19 protein-coding genes, 1 tRNA gene and 1 pseudogene are annotated in these 20,073 nt (G+C 72.6%); 18 read left to right on the forward strand and 3 right to left on the reverse strand.

What is annotated here, in order from left to right; translation table 11 throughout:
- The 7 genes and pseudogenes from QSK45_RS35410 to QSK45_RS35440 form a co-directional block, all read left to right on the forward strand.
- Positions 1–260: pseudogene (locus QSK45_RS35410) on the forward strand (UTP--glucose-1-phosphate uridylyltransferase); the annotation flags it as partial.
- The gene (gene glp, locus QSK45_RS35415; protein ID WP_285563041.1) at positions 257–1,579 is read left to right on the forward strand and encodes a molybdotransferase-like divisome protein Glp; all 1,323 of its coding nucleotides are present in this window, start codon (positions 257–259) and stop codon (positions 1,577–1,579) included. The pseudogene QSK45_RS35410 and the gene glp, both read left to right, overlap by 4 nt.
- Positions 1,580–1,683: 104 nt before the next feature.
- Positions 1,684–2,196 carry a cyclic pyranopterin monophosphate synthase MoaC gene (gene moaC, locus QSK45_RS35420; RefSeq protein WP_285563042.1) on the forward strand — a complete coding sequence of 171 codons (513 nt, stop codon included), beginning with the start codon at positions 1,684–1,686 and terminating at the stop codon, positions 2,194–2,196.
- Positions 2,193–2,693 (forward strand): MogA/MoaB family molybdenum cofactor biosynthesis protein, encoded by a 501-nt coding sequence (locus tag QSK45_RS35425; protein ID WP_285563043.1) that lies wholly within the window; start codon positions 2,193–2,195, stop codon positions 2,691–2,693. Before moaC ends, QSK45_RS35425 begins: the two co-directional genes overlap by 4 nt.
- A 20-nt stretch (positions 2,694–2,713) precedes the next feature.
- Positions 2,714–3,334, forward strand: coding sequence for a GNAT family N-acetyltransferase (locus QSK45_RS35430; RefSeq protein ID WP_285563044.1), 621 nt, complete (start codon positions 2,714–2,716; stop codon positions 3,332–3,334).
- A 177-nt stretch (positions 3,335–3,511) separates the two neighbouring features.
- Entirely contained in the window at positions 3,512–4,684 is a 1,173-nt protein-coding gene (gene sepX, locus QSK45_RS35435; protein ID WP_285563045.1) for a divisome protein SepX/GlpR, read from the forward strand.
- A 91-nt stretch (positions 4,685–4,775) separates the two neighbouring features.
- Positions 4,776–4,849 (forward strand) — tRNA-Ala (locus QSK45_RS35440).
- Between the two features lie 249 nt (positions 4,850–5,098).
- Here QSK45_RS35440 and QSK45_RS35445 read toward each other — a convergent pair.
- Positions 5,099–5,575 carry a GNAT family N-acetyltransferase gene (locus QSK45_RS35445; RefSeq protein ID WP_285563046.1) on the reverse strand — a complete coding sequence of 159 codons (477 nt, stop codon included), beginning with the start codon at positions 5,573–5,575 and terminating at the stop codon, positions 5,099–5,101.
- Positions 5,576–5,660: 85 nt separating this feature from the next.
- On the opposite strand from QSK45_RS35445, the gene QSK45_RS35450 reads away from it, so the two are divergent.
- Positions 5,661–6,455: an exodeoxyribonuclease III gene (locus QSK45_RS35450; RefSeq protein WP_285563126.1), complete on the forward strand. Its 795-nt coding sequence runs from the start codon at positions 5,661–5,663 to the stop codon at positions 6,453–6,455.
- Here the strand turns inward: QSK45_RS35450 and QSK45_RS35455 are convergent.
- A complete protein-coding gene (locus QSK45_RS35455; RefSeq protein WP_285563047.1) occupies positions 6,452–7,135 on the reverse strand; it encodes a MerR family transcriptional regulator in 684 nt (227 codons plus the stop codon). The two genes, QSK45_RS35450 and QSK45_RS35455, sit on opposite strands and share 4 nt — an antisense overlap.
- Before the next feature lie 133 nt (positions 7,136–7,268).
- Between QSK45_RS35455 and QSK45_RS35460 the strand changes: the two genes are divergently transcribed.
- The 4 genes from QSK45_RS35460 to QSK45_RS35475 all read left to right on the forward strand — a co-directional run bounded on the left by QSK45_RS35460 (position 7,269) and on the right by QSK45_RS35475 (position 10,969).
- Positions 7,269–8,834, forward strand: coding sequence for a flavin-containing monooxygenase (locus QSK45_RS35460; protein ID WP_285563048.1), 1,566 nt, complete (start codon positions 7,269–7,271; stop codon positions 8,832–8,834).
- Positions 8,831–9,781, forward strand: coding sequence for an alpha/beta fold hydrolase (locus QSK45_RS35465; RefSeq protein WP_285563049.1), 951 nt, complete (start codon positions 8,831–8,833; stop codon positions 9,779–9,781). Before QSK45_RS35460 ends, QSK45_RS35465 begins: the two co-directional genes overlap by 4 nt.
- Positions 9,778–10,662 (forward strand): SDR family oxidoreductase, encoded by an 885-nt coding sequence (locus QSK45_RS35470; protein WP_285563050.1) that lies wholly within the window; start codon positions 9,778–9,780, stop codon positions 10,660–10,662. The genes QSK45_RS35465 and QSK45_RS35470 overlap by 4 nt, the downstream gene beginning before the upstream one ends.
- Before the next feature lie 94 nt (positions 10,663–10,756).
- Positions 10,757–10,969: a hypothetical protein gene (locus tag QSK45_RS35475; protein WP_285563051.1), complete on the forward strand. Its 213-nt coding sequence runs from the start codon at positions 10,757–10,759 to the stop codon at positions 10,967–10,969.
- A 148-nt stretch (positions 10,970–11,117) separates the two neighbouring features.
- Here the strand turns inward: QSK45_RS35475 and QSK45_RS35480 are convergent, their stop codons facing one another.
- Complete coding sequence (locus QSK45_RS35480) at positions 11,118–14,402, reverse strand: S41 family peptidase (RefSeq protein WP_285563052.1); 3,285 nt, start codon at positions 14,400–14,402, stop codon at positions 11,118–11,120.
- Positions 14,403–14,607: 205 nt separating this feature from the next.
- Between QSK45_RS35480 and QSK45_RS35485 the strand changes: the two genes are divergently transcribed.
- The 6 genes from QSK45_RS35485 (at position 14,608) to QSK45_RS35510 (ending at position 20,073) form a co-directional block, all read left to right on the forward strand.
- Positions 14,608–15,201, forward strand: a complete 594-nt coding sequence (locus QSK45_RS35485; RefSeq protein WP_285563053.1) for a TetR/AcrR family transcriptional regulator — start codon at positions 14,608–14,610, stop codon at positions 15,199–15,201.
- Positions 15,202–15,312: 111 nt separating this feature from the next.
- Complete coding sequence (locus QSK45_RS35490; RefSeq protein ID WP_285563054.1) at positions 15,313–17,523, forward strand: MMPL family transporter; 2,211 nt, start codon at positions 15,313–15,315, stop codon at positions 17,521–17,523.
- Positions 17,524–17,672: 149 nt separating this feature from the next.
- A complete protein-coding gene (locus tag QSK45_RS35495; protein WP_285563055.1) occupies positions 17,673–18,518 on the forward strand; it encodes a helix-turn-helix domain-containing protein in 846 nt (281 codons plus the stop codon).
- Complete coding sequence (locus tag QSK45_RS35500) at positions 18,515–18,706, forward strand: DUF397 domain-containing protein (protein WP_285563056.1); 192 nt, start codon at positions 18,515–18,517, stop codon at positions 18,704–18,706. Before QSK45_RS35495 ends, QSK45_RS35500 begins: the two co-directional genes overlap by 4 nt.
- 9 nt (positions 18,707–18,715) lie before the next feature.
- Complete coding sequence (locus QSK45_RS35505; protein WP_285563057.1) at positions 18,716–19,228, forward strand: YbaK/EbsC family protein; 513 nt, start codon at positions 18,716–18,718, stop codon at positions 19,226–19,228.
- Complete coding sequence (locus QSK45_RS35510) at positions 19,225–20,073, forward strand: EamA family transporter (protein WP_285563058.1); 849 nt, start codon at positions 19,225–19,227, stop codon at positions 20,071–20,073. The genes QSK45_RS35505 and QSK45_RS35510 overlap by 4 nt, the downstream gene beginning before the upstream one ends.

Consider the following 20,073-nt stretch of genomic DNA (forward strand, 5'->3'; position numbering starts at 1 on the left):
TCTTCGACATACTCCGCAAGACCGAGCCGGGCCGCGGCGGGGAGATCCAGCTGACCGACGCGCTCCAGCAGCTCGCCGACGACGAGAAGCTCGGCGGCCCGGTGCACGGCGTCGTCTTCCAGGGCCGTCGCTACGACACCGGCGACCGAGGAGACTACCTGCGTGCCATTGTCAGGCTCGCGTGCGAACGTGAGGACCTGGGCCCGGAGTTCCGCACCTGGCTCCGCAGTTACGTAGCCGAGGAGATGGAGCAGAGTTGAGCAACGCCGCGACCCGCCCGACCGGCGAAGACGACCTGTGGTCGGTGGACCGGCACCTGGAGGACATCCTCTCCGCCGTCCAGCCCCTGGAGCCCATCGAACTCCAACTGCTCGACGCCCAGGGCTGCGTCCTGGTCGAGGACGTCACGGTGCCGGTGTCGCTGCCGCCCTTCGACAACAGCTCGATGGACGGGTACGCGGTGCGCGTCGCGGACGTCGCGGGCGCGAGCGAGGAGTTCCCGGCCGTCCTGGAGGTCGTCGGGGACGTCGCGGCCGGCGCGGACGACCCGGTGCGGGTCGGACCCGGCCAGGCCGCCCGGATCATGACCGGCGCCCCGCTGCCGCCCGGCGCCGAGGCCGTCGTCCCCGTCGAGTGGACCGACGGCGGGCTCGGCGAGGGCCCGGCCGGCGGCATGCGCGCCCGCAGCCTCGCCCCCGAGGACGCCGAGGGGCAGGTGCGCGTGCACCGGCCCGTCGAGGCGCGCGCGCATGTGCGGTCCGAGGGCAGCGACGTGAAGGCCGGCGACCGCGCCCTGGAGGCCGGTACGATCCTCGGCCCGCCGCAGATCGCCCTGCTCGCCGCGATCGGCCGCGGCACGGTGCGGGTGCGCCCGCGTCCGCGCGTGGTCGTCGTCTCCACCGGCAGCGAACTCGTCCAGCCCGGCGAGCAGCTGGGCCGCGGCCGGATCTACGACTCCAACAGCTTCGCCCTCACCGCCGCGGCGCGGGACGCGGGTGCCATCGCCTACCGGGTGGGCGCCGTCGCCGACGACGCCGAGACCCTGCGCTCGACCATCGAGGACCAGCTGATCCGCGCCGACCTGCTGGTCACCACGGGCGGCGTGAGCGTCGGGGCGTACGACGTGGTCAAGGAGGCGCTGGCGGACGTCGGCGACGAGGACGTGCCGGGCGGCGGCGTCGAGTTCCGCAGGCTCGCCATGCAGCCCGGCAAGCCCCAGGGCTTCGGCTCCATCGGCCCCGACCACACGCCCCTGCTGGCGCTGCCCGGCAACCCCGTGTCGTCGTACGTCTCCTTCGAGCTGTTCGTCCGCCCCGCGATCCGCGCCCTGATGGGTCTCACCGATCTGCACCGGCCGCGCGTGCGGGCCACGCTCAGGGCCGACAAGGCGCTGCGCTCCCCGAAGGGCCGCCGGCAGTTCCTGCGGGGGCGGTACGCGGACGGGGAGGTCACCCCGGTGGGCGGCGCGGGCTCGCACCTGGTGGCGGCGCTGGCGCACGCGGACGCGCTGATCGTCGTGCCCGAGGACACGGAGTCCGTCGAGCCCGGCACCGAGGTGGAGGTCGTACCGCTCGGCTGAGGTACGTCCTGGGCGGCTGCGCGAGGCTACTTGGCGGTACCGTGTCGCGCACAGCAGGCCCGCGCACCGCACGGCGCGGGCCCGGACCGGGAGCGCCGCACAGCATGACCGAACCGTCCCGGGGGCAGACCCCCGGACCCTCCGCCCAGGACCACCTCACGCACATCGACGCGGCGGGCGCGGCCCGCATGGTCGACGTGTCCGGCAAGGACGTCACCGCGCGCACCGCGCGCGCCAGCGGCCGTGTCCTGGTCTCGCCCCGCGTGGTCGAACTGCTGCGGGGGGAGGGGGTACCCAAGGGGGACGCGCTGGCCACCGCGCGGATCGCGGGCATCATGGGCGCCAAGCGCACCCCGGATCTGATCCCGCTGTGCCACCCGTTGTCGGTGTCGGGTGTGAAACTGGATCTGTCGGTCGCGGACGACGCCGTCGAGATCCTTGCCACCGTGAAGACCACGGACCGCACGGGCGTCGAGATGGAGGCCCTCACCGCGGTGACGGTCGCCGCGCTCACCGTGATCGACATGGTCAAGGCGGTCGACAAGGGAGCGGTCATCACGGACGTACGCGTGGAGGAGAAGACGGGCGGCAAGTCGGGCGACTGGAGCCGGGCATGAGCTACCGCGCCCTGGTGATCACCGCCTCCAACCGGGCCGCCGCCGGGGTCTACGAGGACAGGGGCGGCCCGCTGGTCGCGGACGGCCTCGCGCGCCTCGGCTTCGCCGTGGACGGCCCCCGGGTCGTGCCCGACGGGGAACCGGTCGAGGCCGCCCTGCGCGAGGGCGCGGCGGCCGGGTACGACGCGATCGTCACCACCGGCGGCACCGGCCTCACCCCGACCGACCGCACCCCCGAGGCGACCCGCGCCGTCATCGACCACGAGGTACCGGGCATCGCCGAGGCCATCCGGGCGTTCGGGATGGGCAAGGTGCCGACCGCCGCGCTGTCCCGGGGCATCGCCGGGGTCGCGGGCCGGACCCTGATCGTCAACCTGCCGGGGTCCACGGGCGGGGTGAAGGACGGCCTCGCCGTCCTGGAGCCCCTGCTGGCCCACGCCGTCGACCAGATCCGCGGCGGCGACCACGCCAGACCCGGTACGGGGGGTGCGAGCTGAACGCGTCCACCTGGCCGGTCGTGCTGGCGGACGGCGATGTCGTCCTCCGGCCGATAAAGCTGCGCGACCAGCGGGAGTGGCGCGAGGTGAACCGGCGCAACCGCGACTGGCTGCGCCCGTGGGAGGCCACGATCCCGCCGCCCACCCCGAGCGGCCCGGTCGCGCACCGGCCGACCTACCGGCAGATGGTCCGGCACCTGCGCCGCGAGGCGCACGCGGGCCGGATGCTGCCCTTCGTCATCGAGTACCAGGGGCGCCTGGTCGGGCAGTTGACGGTCGCCGGGATCACCTGGGGCTCGATGTGCTCGGGGCACGTCGGCTACTGGGTGGACGAGTCGGTGGCCGGGCGCGGGGTGATGCCGACGGCCGTCGCGCTGGCGGTCGACCACTGTTTCCGCACCGTCGGGCTGCACCGCATCGAGGTGTGCATTCGCCCCGAGAACCGGCCCAGCCGCCGGGTGGTGGAGAAACTCGGATTCCGCGAGGAGGGGCTGCGCCCGCGTTATCTGCACATCGACGGCGCCTGGCGCGACCATCTGGTCTTCGCGCTCACCGCGGAGGAGGTGCCGGACGGGCTCCTCGGGCGCTGGCGGCGGGCGCGCTCCACGTCGCAGGGGCCGCGAAATCCACAGAACACGTAATTGAATATTTGTTCGAAATTGATCGGCCGCCGACCGCCCTGTGGCATTGAATTACCCCGCAGGGAGGGTCCGCTGATCGCATCGGTCGCAAAAAATGCTGGAAATATCAGCCAGATCGTGCGACACACCGGCCCAATTGGCCGATGCCTCAAGCCAAACCCCTCTACCGTGTGAGGCGTGAGCAGCAGCGGCCTCATCTACGCAGTCATTGTCGGGGCCTGGGCCGCCTACTTGGTGCCGATGTGGCTCCGTAGGCAGGACGAGCTGAACGAGGCCCGTCCGACGGAACGCTTCAGCACCGCCATCCGGCTGCTGTCCGGACGGGCGGGGATGGAGCGCCGATACGCCAAGGACCTGCGGGCGCGCTCCACCCGGGAGGGGGAGCCGGACGCCGTCGATCCGGACGCCGTCACCGATTCGGTGGACGTCCGGGCCTTCGCCGTGCCTCCGACCCGCCGTCAGGTCACGGTGGAGGGCGGGCCCGAGGCGTCCCGGAACCCGGAACCCGAGCGGGCCCAGACCCCCGCGGTCGTCGCGGGCCCGGCACAGCAGCACGCGCCCGCGCCCCGACGCAGCCCCTCGGCACAGGCGGCCGCAGCGCGCGCCCGGCGCACGAAGGTGCTCGCGCGCCGCCGGCGCACCACGGTGCTGCTCTTCCTCGCCTTCACCGTCGGCGCGATCGTCGCCGCCGTCGGCGGCCTCGCCTTCCTGTGGGCGCCCGCCGCGCCGGCCGTGCTCCTCAGTGCGTACATCGCCTATCTGCGCGTCCAGGAACGCCGCCGTTTCGCCTACCAGATGGACCGCCGCCGCGCCGAGGCCGCCGCCCAGCGGCTGCGCGAGCGCCAGCCGCGCCGGCGTGTGACCCCGGAGGCCGCCCACGCAGCCGACGAACCGGAGGAGGCCACGGGGACCGACACGGACCCCGGCCTCTCCACCCTCGCCGCCGACCGGCGCGCCCTGGTCGAGCAGACCGACCACGCCGAGTGGGTCGACCAGCAGCGCGAGCGGCAGCGGCGGCCGGGACACGGGGACAGCTGGGACCCGGTGCCGGTGCCCCTGCCCACGTACGTGACCGCGCCGGTCGCGCCCCGGGCCACCTCCGGCGTCGACCTGGGCGGGCCCGACACCTGGAGCTCGGCACGGTCCAGCTCGGTCGCCCCCGAGCAGGAGGCGAACCGGCCGCCCGCGGCCGAGGAGGACGAGCCGCCGGCGGCCTCGGCGGACCGGCCGGCCGACGGCCGCGGCGACGCCCGCCGTGCCGCCTCCGCCCGCCGGTCCCGGGAGCGCGGCCGCACCCCGCTCTTCGACCAGTACGAGGACGGGGACCGTCCGCGCGCCGCCAACGAGTGACGGCCGCCGTGTCCGGGAAGCCACCCCTGACCAGTTCGGGAACGGATTTCCAAGCACCCCGATCGGGATGCTAGAGTTTCACTCGTTGCAAGGGCCTGTGGCGCAGTCCGGTAGCGCACCTCGTTCGCATCGAGGGGGCCAGGGGTTCAAATCCCCTCAGGTCCACGCAGCTCAGAGCCCCGGTCGGGAAACCGACCGGGGCTCTGACACGTTGATGGCAATTCGCCCGCCGCGTGCGGAAGTCGGCCGGGCCACCAGGGCGGACGCCCGTCGGCGCGGCGTGAGATCCCGTCGGGGTCGCGGGGCCCGGGGCGCACCGCTGCGGCGCTGTCGTCACGTGCCGACTCCCCCGCGCGGGGACCGGTCGGCCGCAGAGCGCCGTTGCTCGGAGCCGACCCGATCCGGGGGAAAGTCCTAGAGGGCCTTCGCGAAGCAGCGGCTCTCCTCGTGGAAGCGGTAGAAGCCGAACTTGGGGCAGGGCGCGTAGCCGCTGGAGGCGTACAGGGCGATGGCCTCCGGCTGCTTGGTGCCCGTCTCCAGGACCATGCGCAGGCGCCCGGCCGCGCGGGCGTCCTCCTCCAGGGTCGCCAGGATCCGGCGGGCCAGGCCGCGACCGCGCATCTCCTCGATCACGTACATGCGCTTCAGCTCGGCGTCGCCGTCCGCGTAGCCCTCGTCGTTGAGTTCCTGGCTGCGCCAGCCGCCGGTGGCCACCGGGCGGTCGGACTCGTCGTACGCGATCAGGTACACGCCCCGGGGCGGGAGGAAGTCCTCCGGGGTGAGGAAGGTCTCGTCGCCGTCGTCGCCGTACCGGAGGGCGTACTCGGCCTGCACCGCGTCGTTCAGCTTCATGGCGTCAGGGTGGTCGAAACGTACGCGGCGAAGGTTCATCTGGGCATCGCGCTTCCGTGCGGGAGGGACCCCTCGGTCGTGAGGGCTGCGTCCAGTGTGCCGGTATCGTGCTTCGGTGCTGACTGTGACCTCGGTGAACGTGAACGGACTGCGGGCCGCCGCCAAGAAGGGCTTCGTGCCCTGGCTGGCCGCCACGGAGGCGGACGTCGTGTGCCTCCAGGAGGTGCGCGCCGAGCCGCACCAGCTGCCCGAGGAGGTGCGGCAGCCCGACGGCTGGCATGTCGTGCACGCCCCGGCCGCCGCCAAGGGGCGCGCGGGCGTCTCCCTGTACACCCGGCGTGAGCCCGACCGGACCCGGGTCGGCTTCGGTTCCGCCGAGTTCGACGGCAGCGGACGCTACGTCGAGGCGGACCTGCCCGGCGTCACCGTCGCCTCCCTCTACCTGCCCTCCGGAGAGGTCGGCACCGAGCGGCAGGACGAGAAGACCCGCTTCATGGCGGAGTTCCTCGTCCACCTCAAGGCGCTGCGCGAACGGGCCGCCGCCGAGGGGCGCGAGGTGGTCGTCTGCGGCGACTGGAACATCGCCCACCGCGAGGCCGACCTCAGGAACTGGCGCGGCAACACCAAGAACTCCGGCTTCCTGCCCGAGGAGCGCGCCTGGCTCGGCCAGGTGTTCGCACCGGAGGACGGCGGCTACGTCGACGTCGTACGCACCCTGCACCCGGACGCCGACGGCCCCTACACGTGGTGGTCGTACCGGGGGCGGGCCTTCGACAACGACTCCGGATGGCGCATCGACTACCAGGCGGCCACGCCGGGCCTCGCCGCGCGGGCGCTCAAGGCGCGCGTCGAGCGGGCGGCCACGCACGCCGAGCGCTGGTCCGACCACGCGCCGGTGACCGTCGTCTACGGTCCCTAGTCCCCGTCCCCCTTGTTCAGCCGCCTGTCCATCGCCAGTGACAGCTCCGCCTCCACCACGCTGCGGGCCAGCGGCCGCAGGCGGTGCAGGTCCTCCTCCGGGGCGTGGCGGAGGATCAGGTCGGTGAACAGGGAGGCCAGGGCCTCGGCGTGGGCGCGGACGCGGGCGGCGGCGGAGAGCACCTCGGCGAGCGGGATGCCCTCGCGGACCAGGGCGGAGGAGACGTCCAGCAGGCGCCGGCTGATGTGGACGATCTTGTCGCCGTCGGTGCCCAGGTAGCCGAGCTTCATCGCGGCGGCCAGGTTCTCCGGGGTGACCTCGCCCTCGAATCGGGCCGCGAGTTCCTCCGGGGTGAGGCGGACCGGTTCCTCCTCGCTGGGGGTGCCGACGCCGAGCAGGTCGGCGACGTCCCGGCCCTCGTCCAGGGCCTCCGCCAGCTCCGCGATGCCGGTCAGCGTGTGGCCGCGCTCCAGCAGCGCCGCGATGGTGCGCAGCCGGGCCAGGTGGTGGTCGTCGTACCAGGCGATCCGGCCCTCGCGGCGGGGTGGCGGCAGCAGCTTGCGCTCGCGGTAGAAGCGCAGGGTGCGCACGGTGATGCCGGCCAGCCGCGCCAGCTCCTCCGTGCGGTACTCGCGCGGGCCCTGACGGGTTGCCTCCGGGTTTCCTGTGTCTGCTGCCACGCCCGAAGCCTATGGTGTACCGCCGGTAACTTTCCTTCCCGCGACCCCTACCGCTCGGTACGGAGCTGCTCTACAGTCCCATCGTGCCAGTGTTCACTGGCAGTATTACTGGGCGAGGCGTGGAGGCTCCGGGATGGCCGAGCACGAGCATGTGAGGGTGGCGGTGATCGGGTCCGGCTTCGGCGGACTGGGTGCCGCCGTGCGGCTGCGCCGCGAGGGGATCACCGATTTCGTCGTGCTGGAACGGGCCGAGGGCGTCGGCGGCACCTGGCGGGACAACGACTACCCCGGGTGCGCCTGTGACGTGCCCTCCCATCTGTACTCCTTCTCCTTCGCGCCCAACCCCGACTGGCCCCGCACCTTCTCCGGGCAGCGGCACATCCGCGCGTACCTGGAGCACGTCACCGACGTCTTCGGTCTTCGGCCGCAGATCCGCTTCGGCGCCGAGGTCGAGCTGCTCAGCTGGGACCGGGAGAACCTGCGCTGGCACATCGAGACCACGCGCGGCTCGCTGACCGCCGACGTCGTCGTCTCCGCCACCGGGCCGCTGTCCGACCCCAAGGTGCCCGACATCCCGGGCCTGGACTCCTTCCCCGGCAAGGTGTTCCACTCCGCGCGCTGGGACCACGACTACGACCTGCGCGGCAAGCGCGTGGCCGTGGTCGGCACCGGCGCCTCCGCCATCCAGATCGTGCCCGCCATCCAGTCCCAGGTCGGCCGGCTCACCCTCTTCCAGCGCACCCCGCCCTGGGTGATGCCCCGCGTGGACCGCGCCATCAGCCCCGCCGAGCGCTGGCTGCACCGCTCCCTGCCGCTCACCACCCAGCTGCGGCGCGGGCTGCTGTGGGGCATCCGCGAGCTCCAGGTGCAGGCGTTCACCAAGCGCCCCGACGAACTCGGCCTGGTCGAGCAGCTCGCCAAGCGCAACATGGCCCGCGCGGTCAAGGACCCGGCCCTGCGTGCCAAGCTCACCCCCGACTACCGCATCGGCTGCAAGCGGATCCTGCTGTCCAACACCTACTACCCGGCGCTGACCAGGCCCAACGTGGAGGTGGTCGCGAGCGGGCTCAGCGAGGTCAGGGGATCGACGCTCGTCGCCGCGGACGGCACGGAGGCCGAGGTCGACGCGATCGTCTTCGGTACGGGCTTCCACGTCACGGACATGCCGATCGCCGAGCGCGTGGTCGGCGCGGAGGGCGTCACGCTCGCCGAGGCGTGGAAGGACGGCATGCAGGCGCTGCGCGGTGCCACGGCCAGCGGGTTCCCGAACTTCATCACGGTCATCGGACCCAACACCGGCCTCGGCAACTCCTCGATGATCCTCATGATCGAGTCCCAGCTGAACTACATGGCCGACTACCTGCGCCAGCTGGACGTGCTCGGCGGCCGTACCGCCCTCGACGCCCGGCCCGGTGCCGTCGCCGCCTGGAACCACAAGGTCCAGGAGCGCATGAAGCGGACCGTGTGGAACACCGGCGGCTGCACGAGCTGGTACATCGACGCGAACGGGCGCAACACCACCGTGTGGCCCGGTACGACGACCGAGTTCCGGCGGGCGACCCGGCGGGTGGACGTGGGGGAGTACGAGGTGATCCGCGGGGCCGTGACGCGGGAGGCCGCCGAGGCCCCCGAGGCCGCGCGAACCCCCGCGGCCCGCGAGGACGCGAAGACCTCGAAGGACAGCGAGGTCGCCGCATGAGCGGCTCCCGGGCCCCCCACATGACCTCCGGCGCCTACGCCCCGCCCGTCCCGGTCCGGGAACTCGCCGTCCCCTCCACCGACGGCGCGCGGCTGCACGTCGAGGTGCACGGGCCGAAGGACGCGCCCCCGGTCGTCCTCTCCCACGGCTGGACCTGCTCGACGGCCTTCTGGGCGGCGCAGATCCGGGACCTGGCGGCCGACCACCGGGTGATCGTGTACGACCAGCGGGGGCACGGGCGCAGCCCCGCGAGCCCCGTGTGCACCACCCGTGCGCTCGCCGACGACCTGGAGGCGGTGCTCGCCGCGACGCTCGTGGACGGCGAACAGGCCCTGGTCGTCGGGCACTCCATGGGCGGCATGACGGTCATGGCGGCGGCCGGGCGGCCCCGGTTCCGCGCCCACGCCGCGGCTGTCCTCCTGGCCAGCACCGGCAGTTCGCGGCTGGTCGCCGAGACCCGGGTGCTGCCGCTGCGCGAGGGCCCGGCGCGCACCTGGCTCAGCGGGCGCGTCCTCCGTTCGCGCGCCCCGCTCGGACCGGTCACACCGCTCGCCAAGCGCACCCTCAAGTACGGCACGATGGGCGCCCGTTCGACACCGGAGATGGTGGAGGCGTGCGCGCGGATCGTGCACGGCTGCCCGACCGGCGTGCGCCACGCCTGGTCCCAGGTGCTCGCGACGCTCGATCTCGACCACGGCGTGCGGAAGCTGGACATGCCCACCGCGGTCCTGCACGGCACGGCCGACCGCCTGCTGCCGCCGGTGCACGCCCACGCCGTGGTCGCCGAACTGCCGCGGTGCGCCGGGCTCACCGAGCTGCCCGGGGCCGGTCACATGACCCCGGTGGAGGAGCCCGAGAAGGTCACGGGCCGTATCCGGGAACTCGTCACCACGTATGTCACGGGGGCCGGCGAACCCGCTCCCGAGCCGATCAAGGAGGGCGCATGAGCAGGGTCGATCTCGAGGGACAGGTCGCGGTCGTCACCGGAGCGGCGCGCGGCGTCGGCGAGCTGCTGGCGCGCAAGCTCTCCGCGCGGGGCGCGAAGGTGGCGCTGGTGGGTCTGGAGGAGGAGGCACTCAAGGAGGTCTCCGGGCGGCTGCACAGCGAAAGCGCCTACTGGTACGCCGATGTCACCGACCACGAGGCGATGACCCGGGTGGCGCGGGAGGTGAAGGCGCGGTTCGGCAAGGTGGACATCGTGGTCGCCAACGCCGGTGTGGCGACGGGCGGTCCGTTCATCGACTCCGACCCGGTCGCCTGGCGGCGGGTGATCGAGGTCAACCTCATCGGCTCGGCGGTGACCGCCCGCGCCTTCCTGCCGGTGCTGGTCGAGAGCCGCGGCTACCTGCTGCAGATCGCGTCCCTCGCGGCGATCACCCCGGCGCCGATGATGACGGCGTACTGCGCGTCCAAGTCCGGGGTGGAGGCGTACGCGCACAGCCTGCGGGCCGAGGTCGGGTACCAGGGGGTGCGGGTCGGCGTCGGGTATCTGTCGTGGACCGACACGGACATGGTGCGCGGGGCCGATCAGGACGACGTCATGCGGGAGTTGCGGCAGCGGCTGCCGTGGCCGTCCAACAAGACGTACCCGCTCGGGCCCGCGGTGGACCGGATCGTCGCGGGGATCGAGCGGCGCTCGTCGCATGTGTACGCGCAGTGGTGGCTGCGCGGGATGCAGGGTGTGCGCGGGTACCTCCCGGCGCTCATCGGCTCGGTCGGGCAGCGGGAGATGAAGCGGTTCGCGCCCCGGCTGGAGGGCATGCGGTCCGGGCTGGTCGGCGCGGGCGGTGCGGCGGACGAGGCGGAGCGCGTCACGCACCGTGACTGATCCACATGCGTAGCGTGGTCGGGCGTGTGAATCTGGTCGTGGCCCCGCTGAGGGGCCGACTCCCCACCCTCACTCACCACAGGAGTGAACCCACATGGGTATGAAGGACCAGCAGCGCCAGGACCAGGGCCAGTGGCAGCAGAAGGGCAAGGACAAGCTGGGTCAGGCGCGTGAGCGCGCCGGCCAGCAGCCGGGCCAGCCCCAGCGCGGCCAGCGCCCCCAGCAGGGTCAGCAGCCGAACCGTGGCCGTCAGGACATGGACGACATGGAGATGCAGGACCGGCTGGACCACGACTACGACGCGTAGCCGAGGCGCTCGGCTTCGGCCGGGTTCGCGGGGCGCCCTTCGCTTCGAGGGGCGCCCCGCGCTCGTCCTGGGACGGCCGGCGTGCGTGCCCCGCGTCCCCTCAGGGGCGCCTGGGGCGCCTCACGGGGCCCTCGCCCTCAGGGGCGGCTCACGGCGCCCTCGGTGGCAGTTTCGGGCGGGTGCGGTCGGGGACGTCGGAGTAGTCCGGCGGAACGGCCGCCGGGTTGGACTCCAGGAGTTTCAGGGCCAGTTGGATCGCGTCGTCCATCTGGGCGTGGCGGCCCTCGGCCCAGTCCAGGGGGGTGCGGAGGATCTCCAGGTCGGGGGCGACGCCGTGGTTCTCGACGGACCAGCCGTAGGCGTCGAACCAGGCGGCGTTCATGGGCACGGTGATGACGGTGCCGTCGCCGAGGCGGTGGCGGCCGGTCATGCCGACGACGCCGCCCCAGGTGCGCTGCCCCACCACCGGGCCCAGGCCGAGGAGTTTGAACGCGGCCGTGATCATGTCGCCGTCGGAGGAGGTCGCCTCGTCCGCGAGGGCGACGACCGGGCCGCGGGGCGCGTTCGAGGTGTACGACACCGGCTGGGCGTTGCGCGTCAGGTCCCAGCCCAGGATCGTCCGGGTCAGCTTCTCGATGACCAGCTCGCTGATGTGCCCGCCCGCGTTGCCGCGCACGTCCACGATCAGTGCCGGACGGGACACCTCCATGCGCAGATCGCGGTTGAACTGGGCCCAGCCCGAGCCGCCCATGTCGGGGATGTGCAGGTAGCCGCACTTGCCGCCGCTCAACTCCCGCACCACTTCCCGGCGTTTGGCCACCCAGTCCTGGTAGCGCAGCGGCCGGTCGTCGATCAGCGGGACGACGGCGACCCGGCGGGGCGCCCCGGTGCCCTCGGCGGGGGCGAAGGTCAGCTCCACGGTCGTGCCGCCGGAGCCGGCCAGCAGCGGGAAGGGGCCCTTGACCGGGTCGACCGGGCGGCCGTCGACGTGGGTGAGGACCGCGCCCTCGCGGATGCCGGTGCCGGCGAGCGGGGAGCGGGCCTTGGAGTCGGAGGAGTCGCCGGGCAGGATCCGCCGTACCGTCCAACCGGCGTCCCGGCGCACCAGGTTGGCGCCGAGCAGGCCCTGCCAGCGCTGGTAGTGGGGCGGCCCCTCGTTGCGGCGGGAGGCGGTGACGTAGGCGTGCGAGGTGCCGAGTTCGCCGAGGACCTCGCGCAGCAGGTCGGCGAACTCGTCGGGCGAGGCGACCCGTTCGACCAGCGGGCGGTACTGGTCGAGCACCGCGTCCCAGTCGATGCCGCTCATGCCGGGGTCCCAGAAGTAGGCGCGGATGAGCCGCCCCGCCTCGTCGTACGCCTGGCGCCACTCGGCGGGCGGGTCCACCTCGTGCAGGATGCGGCGCAGGTCGATCCAGACGGTGCTGTCGACGTCGCCGACCTCGCCGGAGGGCACCGCGCGCAGCTCGCCCTCGTCCACCACCACGAGCCGGGTGCCGTCGCCGCTCACCGCGAACCAGTCGAGGTGGCCGACGAGTTCGGACTTCTTCGCCTTGGTGATGTTGAAGTACTCCAGCGTCGGGCGGCCGCTGGTGTCGGCCGGGTTGGCGAAGGTCTCGCCGAGCGCGCCGGAGATCGGCCAGCGCAGCCAGACCAGGCCGCCGCCCGCGACCGGGTGCAGCGAGGAGTACTTGGAGGCGATCACCGGGAACGGGGTGACCCGGCTCGCCAGGCCCTCCACCTCGACCGTCACGGCGCCCGCCTCCCCGGTCTCCTCGTCCTCCGCCGGGTCGAGTCCGCCGGCCGCCGGACGGCCCTCGGGGTTCAGGGCGAAGGGCGAGGGGGTCGCCGAGGACAGCGGCACCAGGTAGGGGCGGCTGCCGAGCGGGAAGGACAGGTCGCCGGTGTGCACGTCGTACACCGGGTCGAAGCCGCGCCAGGACAGGAAGGCGAGGTAGCGGCCGTCGCGGGTGAAGACGGGGGTCTCGTCCTCGAAGCGGCCGTCGGTGACGTCCACGATCAGCCGGTCCTTGATGCGGGCCAGCTTGATCTGGCGCAGCGAGCGGCCGATGCCGGGGTGGGACCAGGTGAGCCAGGAGCCGTCGGGGGAGAAGGCCAGGTCCCGGACGGGCCCGTTGACGGAGCGGATCAGCTCGGTGACCGTGCCGCCCTCGGACTCCGCGCCGACTCCCGTGCCGGGCGACTCCGGGACCCCGGCGCCGGGCTCCTCGGGTACGTCGATCAGCAGCAGCCGGCCGTCGTGCGAGGCGACGGCCAGGCGTTCGCCGGCCGGGTCGGGGATCATCTCCAGGACCCGGCCGAGGGCCCCGGAGGCCAGCCGGCGGGGCGGTCGGTCGCCGGTGGCGCGGGGCAGTTGGGCGATCTCCACCGCGTCCTCGCCCTCGGCGTCGGTCACATAGGCCACCTGCCCCATGGGGCCGAGCATCTCCGGCAGCCGGACCCGGACGCCGGGGGTGTCCGCGATGGTGCGGGCCGGGCCGTCGCGGTGGGTGAGCCAGTACAGGCTGCCGCGCACCACGACCGCGCTGGCCCGGCCGGTCTCGTCCACGGAGATGCCGTCCACGTTCTGCGCGGCCGGCACCTGGTAGCGGCGGCGGCCCGCGGCGGGCCCGGCGAGGCGTATGTCGAGCTTGCGCGGGGTGCCGTGCGGGGAGAAGTCGTCGACGATCCACAGGTCGCCCGCGCACTGGTAGACCACCCGGGTGCCGTCGCTGGACGCGTGCCGGGCGTAGAAGGCGTCGTGGTCGGTGTGGCGGCGCAGGTCGGTGCCGTCGTAGGCGCAGGAGTAGAGGTTGCCGACGCCCTCGTGGTCGGAGAGGAAGGCGATCCGCCCGGCGACGTACACCGGGCTGGCCAGATGGCCGTCGATGTCGGGCAGCAGGCGCTCGCCGTGCAGCCACAGCCGGCCCGTGGCGCCGCCCCGGTAGCGCTTCCAGGAGGCCGGTTCGTGCGGCGGGGTGCCGGTGAGGAGCAGCGTCTTGCGCTCGCCGGCGAGGTCGGCGACCTGGATCTCGGTGACCGGGCCCCAGGGCAGCCGGCCGCCCGGATCGCCGTCGGGGGTCACCTTGTAGGCCCAGGTGAAGTAGGAGAACGGCTGCTGGTGCGAGGCCACCGCCAGGATGTCGCCGTCCGGGGACCAGCCGCACACCTGGGTGTCCGTGCTGCCCCAGTACGTCAGCTGGCGCGCGGGTCCGCCGGTGACGTCCACGAGCTGGATCTCGGGGACCAGGCTGTGCCAGCTCGTGTACGCGATCCGGCGGCCGTCGGGGGAGAAGCGCGGGTGCCCGGTCTTGGTGCGGTCCGCGGTGAGCCGCCAGGCGCGGCCCGGGGCGTCGAGGGGGGCCAGCCACAGGTCGTCCTCGGCCACGAAGCAGAGCAGGTCGCCGCTGAGGTGGGGGAAACGCAGATAGCTCACCCTCCCCATGCTTTTCCCGCGGCCGGGGGCGGGCAACTCGTGCGCCCTCCTCCCCGGCCCCTCGCGCCCTCCCTTATGCGCCCCTCACGTTCGTGACCGAGCACACGTACGAAACGGTTTCGTTTCGCACGGGGGAGGGGTATCTTCGTTCACGTACGAAGACGCATGGACGACGAGGAAGTACCGGAGCGGAAGGGTGAGCGACATGACCGAGGCCGTCACGGCTGCGCGTCGCAGTCGTATCACCCCCGAGCGCGAGGCCGAACTGTACGGGGCCGTGCTCGACCTGCTCCGAGAGGTCGGTTACGACGCCCTCACCATGGACGCCGTGGCCGCCCGCACCCGGTCCAGCAAGGCCACGCTCTACCGCCAGTGGGGCGGCAAGGCCGAGCTGGTGGTCAAGGCGCTGCGGCACACCAAGCGCGGCCACGTCGAGGACATCGACACCGGCACCCTCCGCGGCGACCTGCACGCCCTCGTGGCGATGGAGGACGACTGCACCATGGCGCGCAACTCGGCCCTGATGCGGGGCGTCGCCATGGCGATGCACCACAACGAGGACCTGCGCGACGCGTTCAAGGAGCAGATCGTCGATGCGGAGATCGGCAAGAGCCGGCAGATGCTCCAGCGGGCCATCGACCGCGGCGAGGTCCGCCCGGACTGTCCGGCGATCGACTTCCTGGTGCACATGATGGTCGGGGGCTTCGCCACCCGGACCCTCCTGGAGGACCAGCCGCCCACCCGGGACTTCCTCATCTCGTACGTCGACGCCGTGATCCTCCCCGCCCTCGGCGCCTGACCTCCGCGCACACCTCCCCGACAAGCCCACCACCTGACGTCACCGCTCACGTCGTCGGGCTGATCACCCCTGCCCTGATGAACCCCACGACCTGACCGGGAGTACGCCTCCATGGCCACATTCCTGTACCGGCTCGGCCGCCTCGCCTTCAGGCGACGGCACTTCGTCGCCCTCATATGGGTCGCGCTGCTCACCCTCGCCGGGGTGGGCGCCGCCTCCGCGCCGCCCGCCGGCAACTCCTCCTTCTCGATCCCCGGGACCGAGGCCCAGAAGGCCTTCGACCTGCTGGAACAGCGCTTCCCCGGGATGAGCGCCGACGGCGCCACCGCACGGGTCGTCTTCAAGGCTCCGGCCGGCGAGAAGATGACCGACAGACTCAACAAGGCCGCCGTCGAGAAGACGGTGCGCGAGCTGGGGCACGGCGCCGAGGTCGTCTCCGTCGCCGACCCCTACGCCGGGCACGCCGTCAGCCGGGACGGCTCCATCGCCTACGCCTCGGTGAAGTACAAGGTCTCCGGCATGGAGCTGAAGGACTCCTCGCGCGACGCCCTGAAGCAGGCCGCGCAGGACGCGCGGGACGCCGGGCTGACCGTCGAGGTCGGCGGCGACGCGCTCACCGCCGCGCCCGAGACCGGCTCCAGCGAGGTGATCGGCATCGGCATCGCCGCCGTCGTCCTCGTGATCACCTTCGGCTCCCTGCTCGCCGCCGGGCTGCCGCTGCTGACCGCGATCATCGGCGTGGGCATCGGCGTCTCCGCGATCACCGCCCTCGCCTCCGCCCTCGACCTCGGCTCCACGACCTCCACCCTGGCCACGATGATCGGCCTCGCCGTCGGCATCGACTACGCCCTGTTCATCGTCTCCCGCTACCGTGCCGAACTCGCCGAGGGCCGCGAGCGCGAGGAGGCGGCGGGCCGCGCCGTCGGCACCGCGGGCTCCGCGGTGGTCTTCGCCGGTCTGACCGTCGTCATCGCCCTCGTCGGGCTCTCCGTCGTCGACATCCCGATGCTGACCAAGATGGGCGTCGCGGCGGCGGGCACGGTCGCCATCGCCGTCCTGATCGCGCTGACCATGATCCCCGCGCTGCTCGGCTACGCGGGCCGCAAGGTCAAGCCGGCCGGCGAGAAGAGCAAGCTGCTCGGCGGCGGCCGTCCGGCGAAGAAGCCGGGCCGCCCCAACATGGGCAGCCGCTGGGCGAGCTTCGTCGTACGACGCCCCGTCGCCGTCCTCCTCCTCGGGGTGATCGGCCTCGGCGCGGCGGCGGTCCCGGCCGCGTCCCTGGAGCTGGGCCTGCCCGACGACGGCTCCCAGCCCACCTCCACCACCCAGCGCCGCGCCTACGACCTCCTGTCCGAGGGCTTCGGGGCCGGCTTCAACGGCCCCCTGATGGTCGTCGTCGACGGCAAGGACAGTGCCCGTCCCCAGAAGGCCTTCGCCGAGGTCGGCAAGGAGATCAAGGGCCTGAAGGACGTCGTCGCGGTCACCCCGGCCACGCCCAACAAGGCGGGCGACACGGCGATCATCACGGTGGTCCCGAAGTCCAAGCCGTCCTCCAGGTCCACCGAGGACCTGGTGCACGCGATCCGTGACAAGGGCGCGGACATCGAGGCGAAGACGGATGCCAAGCTCCTGGTGACGGGCGCGACGGCGATGAACATCGACGTCTCCCAGCGCCTGAACGACGCGCTGCTGCCCTACCTCGCCCTGGTGGTGGGCCTGGCCTTCCTCCTGCTGATCGTGGTCTTCCGCTCGGTCCTCGTCCCGCTGAAGGCGGCCCTCGGCTTCCTGCTCAGCGTGCTCGCGGCGCTCGGCGCGGTCGTCGCGGTCTTCCAGTGGGGCTGGCTGTCCGGTCTGATGAACGTCCAGCAGACCGGTCCGGTCATGTCGATGATGCCGATCTTCATGGTGGGCGTGGTCTTCGGTCTGGCGATGGACTACGAGGTCTTCCTGGTCACGCGGATGCGCGAGGCGTACGTGCACGGCGAGAAGCCGAGCCAGGCCGTGGTGACGGGCTTCCGGCACGGTGCCCGCGTCGTCACCGCCGCCGCCGTCATCATGATCGCCGTCTTCTCCGGCTTCATCGGCTCCAGCGAGTCCATGGTCAAGATGATCGGTTTCGGCCTCGCCATCGCCGTCTTCTTCGACGCCTTCATCGTCCGCATGGCCATCGTCCCGGCCGTCCTCGCCCTGCTGGGCAGGCGCGCCTGGTGGCTCCCGAAGTGGCTGGACCGGGTTCTGCCCAACGTGGACGTCGAGGGTGAGGGCCTGCGCTCGTCCTCCGCCGAGGGCAAGGAGGACGAGCGGGAGCTGGTACGCGTCTGACGCACCGCTCCTGAGAAGAGCCGCCGGTGAGGGTGCCCGTGGGGACGGGGCCGCACCCTCACCGGCTTCTTTCTTGTCCCGGATCTGTCCCGTGCTGAATCGGCGGTCCCACGCGTTGTACGGGGTACGGCAGCGACGGGAGGTGGCACGTGAACGACGGTGTGGACGAGGCCGGTTGGGACGTCGAGCCCGGGGACGAGATCGAACCGCTGGTGCAGGCGGTGGGGCGGCTGCTGAAGGTGTGCCGGGAGGCGGCGGGGATGCGGCCCGCCGAACTGGCGGAACTGCTGGGGTACGGGGAGGACCTGATCCGGAAGATCGAGCGGGGGCAGCGCATTCCCCGCCCGGAGTTCCTGGACAAGGCCGACCACACGCTGCACGCGAGCGGCCATCTGCGGGCCTTCATGGAGGACATGAGAAGGGCCCGGTACCCGAAGAAGGTGCGCCGGCTGAAAGAGCTGGAGGACCGGGCCGTGGAGATGCTGCTGTACAGCAACCACAACATCCATGGGCTGTTGCAGACGGCCGAGTACACCCGCACGCTGTTCGAGATGACACAGCCCGCACTGCCGGACGACGTCATCGAGCGGGAGACCGCGGCGCGCGTGTCCCGGCAGTCCGTTTTCGAGAGGGAGCCCGCGCCGACGCTCGGCTTCGTCCAGGAGCAGGTGACGCTGGAGCGCCCTTACGGCTCGGAGGCGGTGCTGCGCCGCCAGCTGGAACACCTGTTGGAACTCACCCGGTTGCGACACGTCACGCTCCAGGTGATGCCGACCAGACGTCACGATCACGCGGGCACCCAGGGCCTCATCGAAGTACTGAAGTTCGCGGACGGCACGGCGATCGGGCGCTCCGACGGAGCGTTCAACGGCCGTCCGGTCCAAAGCCCCAGAGAACTGCGGATCTTGGAGTTGCGCTACGGCATGATCCGGGCGCAGGCTCTCACCCCAAGGGAGTCGCAAGCCTTCATCGAGCAAGCGCTGGGGAGACTATGAGCACGCTGGAACTCCACTGGTTCAAGAGCAGCTACAGCAGCAGTGGCGAACCCGGCGACTGCGTGGAAGTAGCCACCACCCCCACCACCGTCCACGTCCGCGACTCCAAGACCCCCCGCACCGCACACCTGACCGTCACGTCCGCCACCTGGGTAAATTTCCTCGCCCTGGTCGGTGGGCGTCGTTAACGTGCCCGCATGACGACTACAGCCACGGGTACCGACGGATCCGGCGCGCACCCGCGTTTCGCGCAAGCGCTGAAGGAACTCGGCCTGGAGGAGGTGCTCGGGCGCGCGCGGAAATTTCCGGAGGGGACGCGGACGGCGGTGGAGGCCGCCGACGCCATCGGGTGCGAACTCAGCCAGATCTGCAAGTCGCTGGTGTTCGCGGCCGACGGGGCGCCGGTCCTGGTGCTGATGGACGGGGCCTCCCGCGTCGATGTGGAGCGGGTGCGCGAGGAACTCGGGGTGAAGAAGGTCGGCCGGGCCGACGCCCAGGTGGTGCGGGAGGTCACCGGGTACGCCATCGGGGGCGTGCCGCCCTTCGGGCACCGGACCCGCACCCGGGTGCTCGCCGACCGTTCGCTGCTCGCGCACGACGTGGTGTGGGCCGCCGCCGGGACGCCGTACGCCGTCTTCCCCATGGAGCCGAAGGAGCTCGTCACCCACGCCGGGGCCACGCTCGTGGACGTGCGTGAGCAGCACCCGTGACGCCGCTGGTCACGATCGCCGTACTGCTCGCCGCCGTCACCCACGCCAGCTGGAACGCCATCGCCCACCGCATCACCGACAAGCTGGCCGGCTTCGTGTCGATCCAGGCGGGCGGGGTGCTGATAGGGCTGCTGCTGGTGCCGTTCGCGGCGGTTCCGGCGGCCGGCGCATGGCCCTTTCTGCTCGGCTCGGCCGCGATCCATCTCGTGTACATCACGCTGCTGATGACGTCGTTCCGGCTCGGGGACTTCGGGCAGGCCTATCCGATCGCCCGAGGCACCGCCCCTCTGGTGGTCACGGTGTTCGCGGCCCTCTTCGCCCACGAGGTGCCCGACGGCCAGGCGGCGGCGGGGATCGGGCTGGTGTGCGCGGGGCTCACCGGTGTGGCCCTGTGGGGGGTGCGCGGGCGCAGGCCGGAGTGGGCGGTGATCGGGGCGGCCTTCGCCACGGGGCTGTCCATCGCCTCGTACACGGTGGTCGACGGGATCGGGGTGCGCACCTCCGGTTCCTCCCTCGGCTACCTCGCCTGGCTGATGGTGGTGCAGGGCCTGGCCGTGCCCGCGTACGCCGTCTGCTGCCGCTGGCGCCGCGAGACCGTGGCGGTCGTACGGCCCTTCGCGCTGCTCGGCCTGCTGGGCGCCGCGCTGTCCGTGCTCGGGTACGGGCTGGTGCTGTGGGCCCAGACCCGCGCCGACCTCGCCCCGATCGCGGCCCTGCGCGAGTCGTCCATCCTCGTCGGCGCGGCCATCGGCGCCGTGTTCTTCCGGGAGCGTTTCGGGGCACCCCGTATCGCGGCGGCCGGGCTGCTGGTCGTCGGGATAGGGCTGATGCTGCACGCCGGATAG

The sequence above is a fragment of the Streptomyces hygroscopicus subsp. hygroscopicus genome (assembly GCF_030269125.1).
In the GTDB taxonomy this organism is placed as follows: Bacteria; Actinomycetota; Actinomycetes; order Streptomycetales; family Streptomycetaceae; genus Streptomyces; species Streptomyces hygroscopicus_C.